The following is a 14,982-nucleotide window of genomic DNA, read 5'->3' as shown; positions in this document are numbered from 1 at the left end:
TCGCAAGCACAGTCTCGTCAACGGTCAACGTCGGAACCGCGCCAGCCGAGGTAACGAATGGCGTATCATCATCAACGTTAATTTCTAAAGAGCCATCGGCTGAATCGCCGTCAACATCCGTCACGGTGTAATTGAGCGTGAACGGCACATTATTTTCATTAGCGCCCGCTGCATGAATAATGGGCGCATTTTGAGTCACGGTATAAGCTCCCGTGGCGGTATCTAGTGTTACAGTCAAAACTGTTATCGCGCCTTGCTTGACCAGAACCGAACCGCCTGGCCCTGCTACATAACTGAAGCCTGCGGGCGCGCCTGTTAGTTGATAGGCAAAGGTAAGTGCCCCATCACCGCCGCTGCCCGATAAGGTGCCGGTGGTGTTGGCTGCATCCACGTCATCGCCAGTTCCGCCGGGAATGCCGCCGAACAGTGCATCGTCGTCAAGCAATACAGCGGCATTTGGACCGACGAAGGGTCGATCATCCTGTATCGAGATCGTCAATGTGGCGGTCGAGGTGTCACCGTCTGCGTCCGTGATTGTATAGGTAAAAACATCCTGCACGTTGCCGGGCGTGCCGTCGTTGCGTGTATAGCTGTAGCTGCCATCGGCATTGAGCGTGAGAATGCCATATGTACCATTCGTTGCGCCACCAACGGTGCCGACGCCGACGCCCGTGATCGCAGTAACAAAAACCCCGTCGGCCCCCGCTGTGTCTTTGCCACCATCCATTTCGATGTCGGTGATAACGTTGCCCGTTGCAGGTGCATTGCTGCCGCCCGCGACAATGTCCGTGTCATTCACCGCAGTCGGCACATCGTCCTGAATAGCAATGACAAGCGTATCGTTCGCGCTGTCACCATCACTATCGGTAACAACAACATTGAATTTGTCAGTTGTAGTGTCGCCCGAGGTGTTGTCAGTCAACGTATAGCTGTAGCTATAGGCGCCACCCGAGACCGATACCGTCAACGTGCCGGTCGCACCAACAACGGTCCCGCCCGCTGTCACATTCACGCCGTTAATGACGAGTGATACCAATGTATCGCCACCGGTGGATATGGCAAACGTGCCGCTTGTAGTCTCGCTATTGGCGGCGGCGTCCGATCCAGCAGGAAGGCCTGCCTCACTCACGAGGTTGCCGCCTGCGACTTCTATCCGTGGGGTGGAGTCCTCAAGCAGCGTTATCGTGACGGTTGCGGTGGAGGTGTCTCCGTCGCCATCGGTGATGGTATACTGAAAGGTAATGACACCCTCCTCGCCCGGCGCGGGCGTGTAGGTGAAGCTACCGTTATTATTATATGCAAGGCTGCCTGCCCCTGTGAGCGAGCCTGCTACGACCGCCACGCCATTCGCCAGATTAACACCGTCGGCGCCTGGAGTATCGTTAACGAAAACGTTAACGGCAACAGCCGCATTTTCAACCTGCTGCGTGCCGCTATCATTGGCGGCAAGTGGCGCATCATCAACGATGTTGATTGTAAGGTTGTCACTTGCGACGTCGCCATCGAGGTCGGTAACCACAACAGGAAAGCTTAACGATTCACCATTTGAATTAAGCGTATTATCGTTCAGCGTATAAACATAAGTGATGCTGCCGATGCCAGTGACAGGGTTATAGTTGTACCCTGTGATGACCAGCGTGCCTGTCGCGTTCGACGACACCTGTTGCGGCAAAGCACCTGGGGTCAATACAACGCCAGACACAGTCACGCTGCCCACGCCGTCAGGGGAAGCAAAGGTGATTGTTCCACTGGTTGCTTCAGTATTACCATCAAACTGGGAACCTGCTGGCTCACCGTCACGTGCTGGCAGATGCGGTTCGCGTACAGTCGTACCATCACCGATCTCGGGAATGAAGGTAATCCGGTTGGGAGCGTCCCCGATGTTAATCGTCAAAGTCGCTGTTGATGCGTCCCCATCGCCATCAGTTAACTGATATGAAAATACATCTGTCACGCCGCCGGGCGTATTGACGTTACGCACATATGTGTAATTGCCATTCGCACCGAGCGTCAGTGTTCCATATTGGCCGTTAATTGTGGTGCCAACAGCTGCAAAAGCGCCGGAGACCCCGGCTCGGATGCCTGAAATGGTGGCGCCGTCGGCACCTAAAGTGTCTGCGCCTGCTGCTCCGCTAGTGGTGCCAGCGCCCGACAATATGTTGCCAAGCTCGGGCCCAAAGGTTCCGCCAGCCACGCTGTCTGTGTCGTTACGTGCTGTCGGGCTGTCATCTGCAATGTTGATCGTCAAACGTGCGCTAGCCACATCACCGTCAGGATCGGTTACTGTTACGGTAAAAACGTCGGTCGTGGCGTCGCCCGACGTATTATCAGTCAGCCGATAGGTATAGCCAATCTGGTCACCATTTAGCGCGCCGAGCGTCAGGACGCCACGCGGCGTGGTGATCTGTTGGCCAGCTACGCCCGTGACAATTACGCCGTTAATGGTGATAGAGGCTATGCCATCTGGTGATGTAACAAGAATCGTTCCTGTGGTGGAGTCAGAACCGCTTCCTGCGGCAGAACCGGGCGCTTCTACATTGCCGTTTATCCGGGTTCCGGGCAAACCGGCCTCGCTTACGTTGTCGACGACATCGCGCCCAGCTGGTCCGCCATCCTGAATAACCACGTCGGGATCCCTGTCGACGAGAGCCGGAACAACTTCACGCAATTCAGGCTCCGGAAAAGCCAGTGCCGTCGGTGGTAAAAGATCACCCAGGGCAAACGGATCACCGATATCGCCTACTGCATCTGCAAAATTGCCACCCGAACTTTGTGGAAGACCCGCAGCGGGTTGGGGTTCTTGACCTATTAGAAGCGCAGCAATGTTAAGCGGCGGAACCGCCACCCCATCAACAACGATTTGAGGAATGAACACGGCTCCGTCGGGGACAATCATCTGCGTGCCGTCCGGCAGCTCGATGATTAGGTCTCGACCGACGACCTTAAGGTCATCAATCCCAACACCTGCAGGTAAAACGAGCTGCCCATCTGCGGATAGCGGCATGATGTTTCCGGCTTGAAGAGCCATCTGAACCAAGGCAACCCCGTCTAACGAAACTGAGGTATCCGAGCCGTTAAGACTGTTGGCTACCGAACCGCTTGCGATATCGCTGTTTTTGAAGTCCATCGTACGTTCCTATGCAAAATGTGGCGACAGTACCAAGCGGGTACGACGCGATATTGACCACTCAGAACCGAGCCTGGTGCACGGAATTCCGCGCAAAATTATGTGTCTACGCCAGGCAAATGCTTGCGCCGGGTTCTTACAATGGCCAAAAAGCCCTTTTCCTACTTGACGCAAACCTGCGCTCAACTCTGTGAGCTGTCAGGTTTGCCATTCCAGTGGGCGACCCTAGAATGGTGAAGCTGATTCGTTATCTGATCAGTAATCACCACTGCAATCGATTGGCAAGAATCTTAAAAAAATTTAACCACTTTATTTCAAAAATATATCTGAAGTAATACATTAATCGTTATACAGCCGGTTCGGGGGGAGAATTTGGTGACAAAAATCAGACAGTTACTGGATAAAATACCCACAAGCGTGTTGCTGTCTATTTGGCCGATTGCGCGGATATTGCTTTGTACTATCTTTTATATATTGTTTTCAGCAAGTTATAAGAATTTTGGTCAACCTGACGCACTGCTTTCTCATTTCTACGCTTGGCTCGGGTGGACCGTCGCTACCGCGTTGCTGGCCTTCAGCGGTCAGGCGCTTCAGCCTAGCCTGATACGCATTGTCCTCATTGGCGATGCAATCCTTACTCTTGCATCTGTTATTCTGATGAGGGGAGCGGAGGGCGCGACGATAATCTTTGCGATATTCATAAGCATCATTGCTGTGAACCTACGTGTGCACCTGAGATGGATTTTTGGCGGCTATGCAGTATGGTTGGGAACGTTTCTTCTGCGTGATTTTGTATTACCGTTTCTTGGCGCGTTTGTGCCCGCCGTCGCCACTACGTCCGGGGTTTCGGACGCTCTGCACGGAGCACTGCTTTTGCTGTTGACGTTCATGATCGTCATTTGGACCAATCGCAGCAATCATCTCGAAAGTTTCATCGACGACTTTTCCTCTCTAAGGACACTTTCTTTAGAGAAATCATTCGAATTTGATTTGCAGGCATGGACCAGCGCGTGCTCCGCGTTATTTGCTCCCCAAAAAGCAGCCTGCGTGATGCAGGCTCCAGCGAAGTACAGCGCAAACCAATATTATCATCACAACTTGCCAATTTGGGAACGTGAACAAGACAGAGAAGAGCTGGTCGCTGCGCTTCGCCTTTTGCCGGCCAGTGGTCTTCTTTTTGATATAGAAATGAACAGAATAGTTTCTCACGACACAGGCTACCACCGCCCGTTTGACGAAAATGAAACGCGAATTGCCCATCTGCTTCATCGTGCAGGCTTAAAGGCAGCTTTAGTTCAACCGATGCAGATAGACCGCGCACGTGGGGGTTTAATTTGCGCAATCAACAGGCCCATCGATGCCATCATTATTGCCGAAACGTCATTGATCAGCCGAAAAACTATCGAGATGACGGAATATTTGGGCAAAGTCGCCCAGGCCCAGCGGAACTTCATCGCGGACGCACATGACGTTGCGCGTCGCGACCTGCATGACGGGGTGTTACAAAGTCTGGCGGCTTTAAGGATGCGGCTGTTGCTGCTTGCAAAACGAGAAGATGTCGCCACGAAGCCAGTAGAGCTGGAAATCCGCAAGGCCATCGATATTGTAACACTTGAACAGTCGCGGTTACGCGGCTTTCTTGAAAACAGCGAAACCGCGGACCACACAGTCAATCTGGTATCCCAAATGGATATCTGTGTACGCACGATTTCCCTGCAGTGGGGGATAGACGTGAAACTTAAATCAGAAGAACCTGCGATCCCTGTCGATGCCGAATCGTCGTTCAACATCGAACACTTGTTACGCGAAGTCATCACCAATGCTGTGCGCCATGCCAAAAGCAAATCCTTGACAGTGACGCTATCGCTCAAGCAAGATGCGCTTATGATGGCGGTGACGGATTTGAGCCAACCGCTAAAGGGGGCGCAGATATTTGAAAAATCTGCATTAACGTTGAAATCAGCTTCACTACGCGACCGATTAAGACTCGTAAATGGTGAAGCATATGCGGAGGGGCTTGGGAAAGGAACGCTGTTATCGATCCGTATTCCCATGCAGCAGATAGAGAATGACTAGCATTCTTGTAGTTGATGATCATCCATTTTTCTTACACGGATTTAGCCAATATTTGGAAGCCACCCACGATTACGAGGTGGATACCGCTTTGTCCGTAGACGAGGCGATCGCAAAAATGGATGCCTCGCGCCCGGACCTCGCAATGCTTGATGTAACTATGCATGGCGGCGGCGGATTACGTGTATTGCGCCATATGAGATTACACTATCCACATGTCCCGGCTATGTTTTTGACAGTCCATATCGATCCTGAACAGACCATTGAAGCTATGCGCCTTGGGATAAAGGGCATCGCCTTGAAAGACAGCGACCCCGAAGTCATTATCAAGGGCATGACTACCATATTGGCCGGGGGCAAATGGTTCGAGCGCGGGGTTACTGAACCTGCCCTGCAATATTCGGTTGATAAGCCAAGCCGGGCCGTTCGGTCTGACGATCTGCTAACAAAAAGAGAGATGGAAATTGTCGAGCTTGTGTGCCTAGGGTTACGCAACCGCCAGATTGCCGATCGCTGCAGCCTGACCGAGGGCACGGTAAAGATCCATCTCAACAGTGTGTACCGCAAGCTCGGCGTCGCATCGCGCGCCGAACTGATTGTGAAACGCGAAGGCATGCGGTCAGTGAAAACGAGCGCATAATCAGGTTAGATTTGCGAATACCGCTGACCAGCCTAAAAAAGCTGCTGTGATAACGCCACCCGCTGCGATAGCAACGCCATAGGGTATGCGGCGGTCTTCCTTTGGAATATTTTTGCGTAGGCCAGTCAGTCGTGCGACGATGAACGAAAGGGCAAGTAAAGCTCCGGCAATCGTGGTGAAAAACAGCAATGCCGCAGCGCCGTTTGCCGCAAACCATAATGCAGTGGCTGCATAAAGCTTTGCATCACCACCGCCAATCCATCCCCTGCTGAAAAGGAACATGCCTACAATCAATGTCGCGCCGAAATGGGCTAGGTTTTCCCACGGTATCTCAGCACTGGAATCGACGAACTGCATCACGCCGAAAAGCAGTATTAGAATTCCGGGCAGGATATTGGGGATGCGGTATGCGCGCAGATCTGAAACGGCCGCAATGATCAGCGTGCTTATCCAAATAACGGCAAAAACATAGAACATGCTCATCAACGGGGGTTCTCGACTGTTGGGTTAAGTTCGGTCCATATTGTTTCGTCAAACCGATCAAGTGTAAGTATGGCGCGCGAAAAAAGGGCCGTTGCCTGAATGCCAAGTGCGGCCGCCTTGGCGCCTCTTGCAAATTGCACCAATTTGGCGCTCCAATCGGCGTCATTTTCGTTTTGTGCCCGTTCGGGAGACAAGCCGGCCATGCCAGCGACAAAATTCCTGTTAGTACGGATCATGCCGTCTTGCGGGCTTCGTGTGACAGCACGGTCAAGTTGACGAAGTGCGGCGTCTACTGCACCATCCTGCAGGATAGCCAGAGCGTGGTTATTGATCACATGTGCATTATCCGGTTCCAGAGCAAGGGCCTGTTCAAATGCCTCTTTTGCTGCAGATGTTTCCCCTTTCCCGATAAACGCAAGGCCAAGAAGGTTCCAGGCTCCGGCGTCATCGGGGCAATCCGTTGTGGCTTTCGCCAGCGCAACGATGGCCTCGTCAAGGGCCTGCTGGTTCGCGGCCACCCATCCTTTCGCGGCGTAAACACGGCAGACATTTCTCTCCAAATTACGGATTCCCGCCAATGCCGTGCCGGCGGAAGCAACGTCCATCCGGGCGATAGCATGCTCTGCCTTTAACAAAGCAAGATCGTCCGCAAATGCACCCGGGCCTAATTGTTCGAGCAAGCCAATCATTTGTTCAGCTTGTGTGAGTCTCCCTTCGCGAATGGCTTTATCAACTTGCTGCAAGTAGAGCGTTGGAGCATTCAAAGGCGAGTCAGCAGGCTGTGCGGCAAGCACAGGGGCAGTACTGAGTAACAGCAATAAACCGTAACCGTAATGTTTCATGTTGGCGTCAAGTGCCAGCTACGCCATCGCTACCGTCAAAGAAGATATAGGCAAACCGCGGTGCCTCTGGCCCTAAACTGTCAGTTACATTTGCTACTTTTTTGTTGGCTATGGCGCGCTCGACAGCGGCCATAATGACAAGCCTCTCGTCGCCACGATAACGGCTCGCAGCTTGTTCAGCCGACATGTATTCTGGCAACCAGAGCGCGATCCGTTCGCCGAAACTTTCAAAATCATGGGCAGCCTGACGGGAAGGTGAATTGTCGATGGCATGGGTGATCAAGCGTACCTCGTTCAAGGACACCCGTTCCAATCGAGCACCAAGCCGAATTTCCGACTGCAAGTAAGGCGAGCGGCGTTCCATAGGAAGCACCGGCGGTCTCACAGGCTTTGGCTGAGCCACGGACTGCAATACAGGGCGTGTAGCTGACTGCACCGTTGCTGCTGCATAGGCCACTGCAAAGCGGGCCGACAATACACCGCGTTTATCCAAAATCTCAACGGGCGGGGTTTCGCTGCGCGGCTGAGGAGCCAATTGCACCTCTGCCAATGCTGGCAAATGCCGATCGACAACAAGTGAATCATTAAGCGCATCGCTTGAATCCGCCGTAACCGCGACTGGATCATGCATCGCCGACGGCAACGCAGTGGCTTGCCTATTTTGCAGTTCTGCATTCCCCGGTAACTTAGCGAGATTAGACTGGATTTTCGAATTCAATGGATCCTGTGCAAGCGCTATTTCGAAATAACGCTGGGCAAGATCGTTTCGCCCAATCCGGCCATAAGCGACACCCAGCCCGTTATATGCGTCCACACTGCCGGGATTAAAGCGAATTTCCGCCCGAAATGACTCAATTGCCAAAGCATCAAGGCCAGCGTCCAATTGTGCCCTGCCCCGCTGCAACATTGATGAGCCCTCAACAACATTTGCCGAGGGTTCCGAAAGCCGATATTGAGGCGCAATGTTTTGCTGCGTTGCGCAACCAGCTACCATGAAGGTGGCGCATCCCGCCAAGGTGCATTTCGTAACAGAGCTACGCATTTCTTTATCCCCCACTCATTGCTGGCAACATTTCGCGGATCACACGAATAATCGCCGGCAGCATTAAAACACCAATCATCACAGGAAGCATACATGCGACCAGCGGGACCGATAGCAGAACAGGCAATCGATGCGCCTTTTCCTCTGCACGCATCCGCCGTTTTTCCCGCATTTCCGATGCATAGACCCGCAATGTTTCACCTATGCTTGATCCCAGTTTATCAGACTGGATAAGCAAGGTGGAGAAGGATCGAATTTCAGTGACCTGAGTCCGGCTCGCCATGTTGCGCAAAGCCTCTTCCCGGCTGGAACCTGCCCGCAATTCAAGCGTCACAATAGACAGCATTTGCGCGACCAACGGGTGCGAATGCTGCATTTCACGTCCCACCCGGTCAAATGCTGCTTCCATTCCAAGCCCGGCTTCAACGCACACAAGCATCAAATCCAGACTGTCGGGAAAGCCATTGACGATTGCTTCACGCCTGCGGTCGGCTTTAGCTGAGATGAAGAGGTTCGGCGCATACAGCCCGAACACCGCCAGACCGACACCGAATAAATAGAGCTTGAACGGAGAAATCTCTGTCCCACCAAGAAATATCAAGCCAACCAAAATTGCAGGTAACAACACAAGCATCCCAAGTCGAATAGCCGTAAACAACTTAGGTGCGAGCGGCGAATTATAGCCGGCTGCAATCAAGCGTGCACGCAAGGTTTCGCCTTGCGTGTCGACCAGCGAGATTCCTGATTTTTCGATGATCTCGGTCAACTTATGCCAACCCTTGGCCATCGTATCGCCGCGAAGGCTTGCTGAATCCGTTAACCGTAGCCGCTCGCCACGCACCTCGTTCAGTCGCGCCCGGGTAGCTGCACGCCGTGCAAGCGCGTTTGACATCAGCATAACCATGGCCATCACAATGATGAAAATGAGCGCGAGGAGTGCAAGCCTCAATGGTCCGTTAAGTGTCAGTCCTCCTAGCATATCAAACCTTCAAATCTATCATGCGTCGTATGGTGAAAAAGCCAATGAAATACAGAACGACCAATCCAAGGAAACCGGGAACGAAAATGGGATCTTGCGCTACGTCGAGATAGAATGACGGGTTTAGCAGGAACAAACCTGAAATTGTCATGACGGGTAGCGCAGTCAATACAAGCGCTGTCATTCGACCTTCAGAACTCAGCGCCCGAACTTTCATATACATGCTCGCCCGTTCACGGATGACAGATGCAAGATTAGCAAGGATCTCCGCAAGGTTGCCGCCCGTTTCGTTCTGCACCGACAAAGACACGACAAACATTTGAATGTCCTCGAGCCCCCACCTGTCTGCCATGGATTGAAGTGCGTCACGCAAATCCGCGCCATATGCCACTTCATCCAGAACAAGGCCAAATTCAGAACCTAACGGATCTTCCATTTCCTTGGTGAGCAGATCCAGCGCCGACGAAACAGGGTGTCCAGACCGCAAACCTCGAATAAATATGTCCAACGCAACGGGGAATTGTTCCTGCATTTTCTGGCGCCGCTTTGAAGCCATACGCGACAAAACGATTAGCGGAATTCCGAGGCCAATCGAGAGCCCCACAACAAGAGCCAACTGGATACTACCGAAATTTATCGTATATCCAGCAATTGCAGCCCCAATAATCACAATAACGGTAACCAGTGCAGAACCGAGGGCCATCGCCAGCATCATTTGATGTGCCGGCATCGCGACACCGCTGGCAATGACCGCCTTTTGAATGTTTTGCAGGGTCTTACCAATTATTCCATTGCCGCGTGCAAATTCGAGCGGTTGCGATTTACGTAGCTTCGACGTGACAATTTCGCGGTCCATTCCGCCTTCAATCATCCGCAGTCGTTTGTTAATCGCACGGGTCCCAGTCGACCGGCGGCGCCATGCCGAAATTGCAAGTTCGGCAAGCAGAAACACAGCCACGAAGACGAGGATGAGGATGATCAGCCTGGTGATGGTCGGGTTCATCAGGCTATCACCCTGTCGGGACGGAACAGATCCGACGAAAGGTTAACGCCATGCGCTGACAATTCGTCCATCATTTTGGGCCGGATGCCGGTTGCCTCAAAATGTCCGATTACTTGGTTGTTCTCATCGCGGCCCATCATCTTGAAGCGGAAAATCTCCTGCATAGTGACAACCTCTCCCTCCATTCCCACGATTTCGGATAGGCTGAGCAGTCGACGACGGCCGTCAGAAAGACGACCTATTTGAACAACTACGTGGAGCGCCGAAGCAATTTGTGCACGTGCCGAGCGGGGCGAAATATCAATGCCGCTCATCCCGATCATCTGTTCAAGACGCGAGAGCGCATCGCGCGCCGTATTGGCATGCACCGTTGTCATCGAACCATCGTGGCCCGTGTTCATAGCCTGCAACATATCAAAAGCCTCGCCTGCACGGACTTCACCAACAATGATCCGGTCAGGTCGCATGCGAAGCGCGTTTTTCACGAGTTCTCGCTGGCCTATCTCACCTTTGCCTTCTATGTTGGGCGGGCGGGTTTCAAGTCGCGCAACGTGGGTTTGTTGTAGCTGGAGTTCAGCCGAATCCTCAATCGTGACAACGCGCTCGCGCTCATCTATGAAAGACGACATAGCGTTCAAAAGCGTTGTTTTACCCGACCCGGTACCTCCTGAAATCAGAACATTGCGTCGTGCCTGAACAATTCCCTTAAGAACCTCAGCAATAGCCGTCGGTACGCTTCCATATTCGGCAAGCTTTGCCATGCTAATGGGAGTCTTGGCAAATTTACGAATGGACAGCAGCGAGCCATCAACCGCCAGTGGCGGCACGATTGCGTTCACGCGAGAGCCATCGGGCAACCGGGCATCAACAAAGGGCGATGATTCATCCACCCGCCTTCCCACCGCGCTTACGATTTTTTGAACGATGCGAAGCAAATGGCGCTCATCCTTGAAACGCGTTTCAACCCGTTCCAGCACGCCGCTTCGCTCAACAAATACGATGTCGTGACCATTCACCAGAATATCGGTGATTGATGGATCCTGAAGCAGCGGCTCAAGCGGCCCGAGACCAAGAAGCTCATCCAATATGTCGGCGACGAGGCGCTTGCGCTCCTCCTGGTTCAGTGCATGCTTTTGCAGCGCCAACTGTTCGTGCACCAATTCGCCAATTTCGGTTTCGATCTGGGGCCGGGTCATCTTTTCTAAAGCTGACAGGTTGATCAGATCGAGCAACCGGCGATGGAGTTCAACCTTCAGGTTAATATAATCGAGCGTGTCACTCTGGACGTCATTGGCGATGTCGGATCCCACCGCTTTTGGTATTCCGCCATCATCGCCTTTGCGAATTTGCCACATGACTTAAACCTCCACACCAAGACGCGGAAGAAAGGCGGTGATATCGCCGATAATTTTGCTCTTGGCGCGAATTTGCTGGATCAATACGCCCTGGTCGTGCGCCGCACGCACCAGCGGGTGGTCATTGTGAATGCTTAATTCAACTGGATGCCCGAGAGCCAATGATGCTGAATCGAGATCAATCGCGCGGAACATGCGTTTTTCCACGCGGTTGGCCACCACATGCACGTGCGATCCGTTGATCCCCTGGCTATCGAGCAGTTGAAGCTGCCGTTTCGCCTGTCGAAGACTGCCCACTGAGAGTTCAACTATGAGGAAAATTGCGGTGGAGCGCGCAACAAGCGATAAGGCCCAATTGGTCCAATTGGTAGGCAGATCAAGAACAACATAGTCATATTGTTGGCGTGCAACGTCGATTATCCGCAAAATCTGATCGGCATTGACGGCCTCAATCGGCATCATGTCGACTGGCGCTGCAATAACATGTAGCCCGCCCTCGGTCGTGGTGGCAACAGAACGCAGCAAATCACCGTCAATTCGCGAACCGGCCTCTAGCAAATCCGATATCGAAAGCTCGCTTGATAGTCCCAGATAAGACGCCGCATCGCCAAATTGCAGGTCGAGATCAAAGACACATACACCGCGGCCAGTATTGCGCGCCGCAAGCTCGCTTCCCAGATGCGTTGCGATAGTAGTCGCACCGACACCGCCAATGCTTTTCATGATGGTGACAAGCTGGCCAAGGGCTACTTCGGAAGACGGTTTTGCACGCAACTCCGTAGAAATTTCCCGCAATATCTCGACGAGTTCAGCATGCGGCAACGGCAGCCCGACTACATCTCGCACACCCTGTTTCAACAACGCGCGCACCAACGGCAAATTCGCATCACGTACAGCGGCAATAACTGGCAGTTCGGGGTACAGCGCGCGGACCGCTGACAAGCGTTCCAGCGAGGCATTGCTCGCAGGCGAAACCTCAAGCACCAAAACGCTTGCGCTCGAAAGCGCCGAAGGAGGTATCTCGGCATCTGCAGGCAGCGTTTTCAGAAGTATTGGTAATGCACCAGCGTCTACAGCATCCAGCTGCGCCGCTGCCATCTCGGCCTCCGACATTACCATGAGCACAGAATGCCGATCGAGATCCAAAACCCAGTCCTCCGGTTTACCTAAAAGTTGTTCAGAAAAGCCCATGTTCATATTACCTAATTTGACACCGAACCGGTGCCGTCCTCGAGGGTCAGCGAAGATGCAAAACCCTCTTTATCCAATGTGCTACCAAAAAGCCGGCCTACCAACGACTCAAATTCCATATCCCGGATGCGAACTGTAACAGTCGGGGCCACATCGGGACCATATGGGTTGCCGGCAAAGCCTAAGCCAGAGTAATCATAGTCGATCACGACATTGGCTGGCGTGATGCGGCTCTCAATTCGGGCCATTCGAGTTACGATGTTATTAAAGGCTGTCGCATTTGCAGTCAGTGGAAAACCGCATGTTCCCTTGCAGGTGCAAGCGGCGGTGGTGGCTGTGCCGGTGCAGCTCACACCAGGAAATAGCGCCAAGCTGACGGGAGCCCCCTGCACAACACCAGAAATGGTTGTAAAGTCGTAGCTTACCAGCCCTGAAGGCACGACATCCGTCACAGCAGCAAAACGGACACCCATTTGGGTGGCCTTTTCCGCTTGGTTCCATTCCCACATCAACCGGCCAACGTCGATAATGCCAAAAATAAACAGCAACAAGAGCGGCAAGACCAGCGCGAACTCCGCTGCGCTCGCCGCGGTTCTGTCTCCGCTGATACGTCGAAAGAGATGAAATAGCTGGTTCATTATTAGAACCCCATCACCGCAGCTTGGGCGTTGGCTTCCATCGACAAGTTGGTTGTCGTAAAGCCAAGATTGTTGAATAAAGCATTGTAAGTGACTGTAGCTGTCACGTTTACCACCGGAGCGCCCGCCGGATAATTCACGTAAATACCGCTTGTTGTCGTACTGTTGCAAGGACTGGTCACCGTGATGGTAGTGGTACCATCGGTCCAGTCGGCGATCCGGGGCGTTCCACCCGCAACACGACCAGTTCGTGTCACATTCCGTGTCGCGGTCACGACAGAAGCGCTCGGCACACAACCGGCAAATTCGGACAACGGGTTACGGGCAGCGAAACGTGCACCATCGCGAACAGCAGTCGACACAATATGCTGATTCCAAAAGAAATTGCCCGCCTCAAATATGCCGAACATGATGATGATCAGCAAAGGCGTCACCAACGCCATTTCAGCAGCAGCAGCCCCTTTTTTACAAGCTATCAAGGAATGGACATTTTTCATGATCACTCCAGCAGATATGGAACGTCACGACGCCCCGAAGTGGCTGGGGTGCTCTCGCCGATGATCTCGACGTAAAACCGCAAAGGGTCTTTCGTTGAATTACCGTTTCCTGTGATTTGTTCGGTTATAAACACGTCGAGCCATTTCGTAGGTGTGACAGGCGTTCCCGAACTCCCGCTTCCAAATGCACCATAAGGGATGACGGCAACGGTCAAACGGCGGCGATCGTCCCCGATCACATAATTTGAACCAACAGCGGCTTTATATCGTTGGTAACGGGTTTCGCTCGTGCTCACATTCTGACTTGGCCAGAGACCATTGCCTATCACCGTAGTGCAGGGTGCTACGGGTGTGATTGGGTCGTTACCATTCGCATGGCATGAATCGCGGGGATATTGCGTGTTGACCGCTGCGGCAGAGCAAGTGCCGCCATTGGGGCAGTTGCCGCCGCCTCCAAACCGTGTGTTAAACCCTTTCTCCACTGCGGCGATGACACCCGTTTGGATAGATACAGATGCGGTCCGCTGGCACTTTCCTTCTTGGTCGTCCCAAGCCATTGCCTCTTGGACAGCCTTTCCTCCGCCTTTGCCATTGTCAAGGTAGCCAAACTGGCTTGCGCCCTCTGCGCCCAATAAGAGCACACCCGTACCGGGCTTAAGGTTCGATAAGTCCTCGCTCGCGGGATCAAACGCCATATAAAGCGGTGGGACGTTGCAAATTGAGGTTTCAAGACCAGCAAGCGCGATGCCGTTCAAATTACCGGAGCTTAATAATCCGACCACCGGAGTTAAAGCATAATTTACGCTCCTGGGTGCAACCGTAACGCGAACGCGATCTGCATCCGCATCCGATGTGGCAGGCGTGTTAGCATCAGTAAAAAATTCGACCGTCGGGACTGCAATTGCGCGGCCAACACCGTCATTGGAAAGACGGGTAATATTCGAGACCAAGGTTTGCGCGGCGGTTGTGGCACGAGCGCGTGCACCCGGCAGACCGTCCAATTGCGTTACCCCCGCAAGTGCGGCCTGATCCGCCGCGTTTTGTAATTCGGTATCGAGTGTTGCCATGCGCGCATAATCAAAAGCGAGGCCTCCGACGGCTATTAAGCCAAA

13 protein-coding genes are annotated in these 14,982 nt (G+C 53.1%); 2 read left to right on the top strand and 11 right to left on the bottom strand.

What is annotated here, in order from left to right; translation table 11 throughout:
• Positions 1–3,127 (bottom strand): beta strand repeat-containing protein (locus ACK4S7_RS11655; protein WP_409646986.1); only part of this gene is annotated, 3,127 nt, incomplete at its 3' end.
• 372 nt (positions 3,128–3,499) lie between these two features.
• On the opposite strand from ACK4S7_RS11655, the gene ACK4S7_RS11650 reads away from it, so the two are divergent.
• The gene (locus ACK4S7_RS11650; RefSeq protein ID WP_409646983.1) at positions 3,500–5,203 is read left to right on the top strand and encodes a sensor histidine kinase; all 1,704 of its coding nucleotides are present in this window, start codon (positions 3,500–3,502) and stop codon (positions 5,201–5,203) included.
• The gene (locus ACK4S7_RS11645; RefSeq protein ID WP_409646980.1) at positions 5,196–5,840 is read left to right on the top strand and encodes a response regulator; all 645 of its coding nucleotides are present in this window, start codon (positions 5,196–5,198) and stop codon (positions 5,838–5,840) included. Before ACK4S7_RS11650 ends, ACK4S7_RS11645 begins: the two co-directional genes overlap by 8 nt.
• On the opposite strand, the gene ACK4S7_RS11640 is transcribed toward ACK4S7_RS11645, so the two are convergent.
• From ACK4S7_RS11640 to ACK4S7_RS11595, 10 genes are all read right to left on the bottom strand, one after another.
• Positions 5,841–6,323 (bottom strand): prepilin peptidase, encoded by a 483-nt coding sequence (locus tag ACK4S7_RS11640; protein WP_409646989.1) that lies wholly within the window; start codon positions 6,321–6,323, stop codon positions 5,841–5,843.
• On the bottom strand, positions 6,323–7,165 hold the full coding sequence (locus tag ACK4S7_RS11635) for a tetratricopeptide repeat protein (protein WP_409646978.1): 843 nt from the start codon (positions 7,163–7,165) through the stop codon (positions 6,323–6,325). Before ACK4S7_RS11635 ends, ACK4S7_RS11640 begins: the two co-directional genes overlap by 1 nt.
• A gap of 7 nt (positions 7,166–7,172) precedes the next feature.
• Positions 7,173–8,207 (bottom strand): tetratricopeptide repeat protein, encoded by a 1,035-nt coding sequence (locus ACK4S7_RS11630; protein WP_409646975.1) that lies wholly within the window; start codon positions 8,205–8,207, stop codon positions 7,173–7,175.
• Between the two features lie 4 nt (positions 8,208–8,211).
• Positions 8,212–9,156, bottom strand: a complete 945-nt coding sequence (locus tag ACK4S7_RS11625; RefSeq protein ID WP_409646973.1) for a type II secretion system F family protein — start codon at positions 9,154–9,156, stop codon at positions 8,212–8,214.
• Positions 9,157–9,187: 31 nt separating this feature from the next.
• On the bottom strand, positions 9,188–10,189 hold the full coding sequence (locus ACK4S7_RS11620) for a type II secretion system F family protein (protein ID WP_409646971.1): 1,002 nt from the start codon (positions 10,187–10,189) through the stop codon (positions 9,188–9,190).
• Complete coding sequence (locus ACK4S7_RS11615; protein WP_409646969.1) at positions 10,189–11,544, bottom strand: CpaF family protein; 1,356 nt, start codon at positions 11,542–11,544, stop codon at positions 10,189–10,191. Before ACK4S7_RS11615 ends, ACK4S7_RS11620 begins: the two co-directional genes overlap by 1 nt.
• A gap of 3 nt (positions 11,545–11,547) precedes the next feature.
• Positions 11,548–12,735 carry a CpaE family protein gene (locus ACK4S7_RS11610; RefSeq protein WP_409646966.1) on the bottom strand — a complete coding sequence of 396 codons (1,188 nt, stop codon included), beginning with the start codon at positions 12,733–12,735 and terminating at the stop codon, positions 11,548–11,550.
• An 11-nt stretch (positions 12,736–12,746) separates the two neighbouring features.
• Positions 12,747–13,373: a TadE/TadG family type IV pilus assembly protein gene (locus tag ACK4S7_RS11605; protein WP_409646963.1), complete on the bottom strand. Its 627-nt coding sequence runs from the start codon at positions 13,371–13,373 to the stop codon at positions 12,747–12,749.
• Between the two features lie 2 nt (positions 13,374–13,375).
• Positions 13,376–13,870: a TadE/TadG family type IV pilus assembly protein gene (locus ACK4S7_RS11600; protein ID WP_409646961.1), complete on the bottom strand. Its 495-nt coding sequence runs from the start codon at positions 13,868–13,870 to the stop codon at positions 13,376–13,378.
• A gap of 2 nt (positions 13,871–13,872) precedes the next feature.
• Positions 13,873–14,982, bottom strand: a 1,110-nt coding sequence (locus ACK4S7_RS11595; protein ID WP_409646958.1) for a pilus assembly protein TadG-related protein, incomplete at its 5' end; no start/stop codon positions are given.

The organism is Sphingorhabdus sp. (assembly GCF_046292425.1).
Classification (GTDB): Bacteria; Pseudomonadota; Alphaproteobacteria; order Sphingomonadales; family Sphingomonadaceae; genus Sphingorhabdus_B.
Note: the sequence above shows the minus strand (reverse complement) of the source record. Positions and strands in the feature narration are given on the sequence as shown.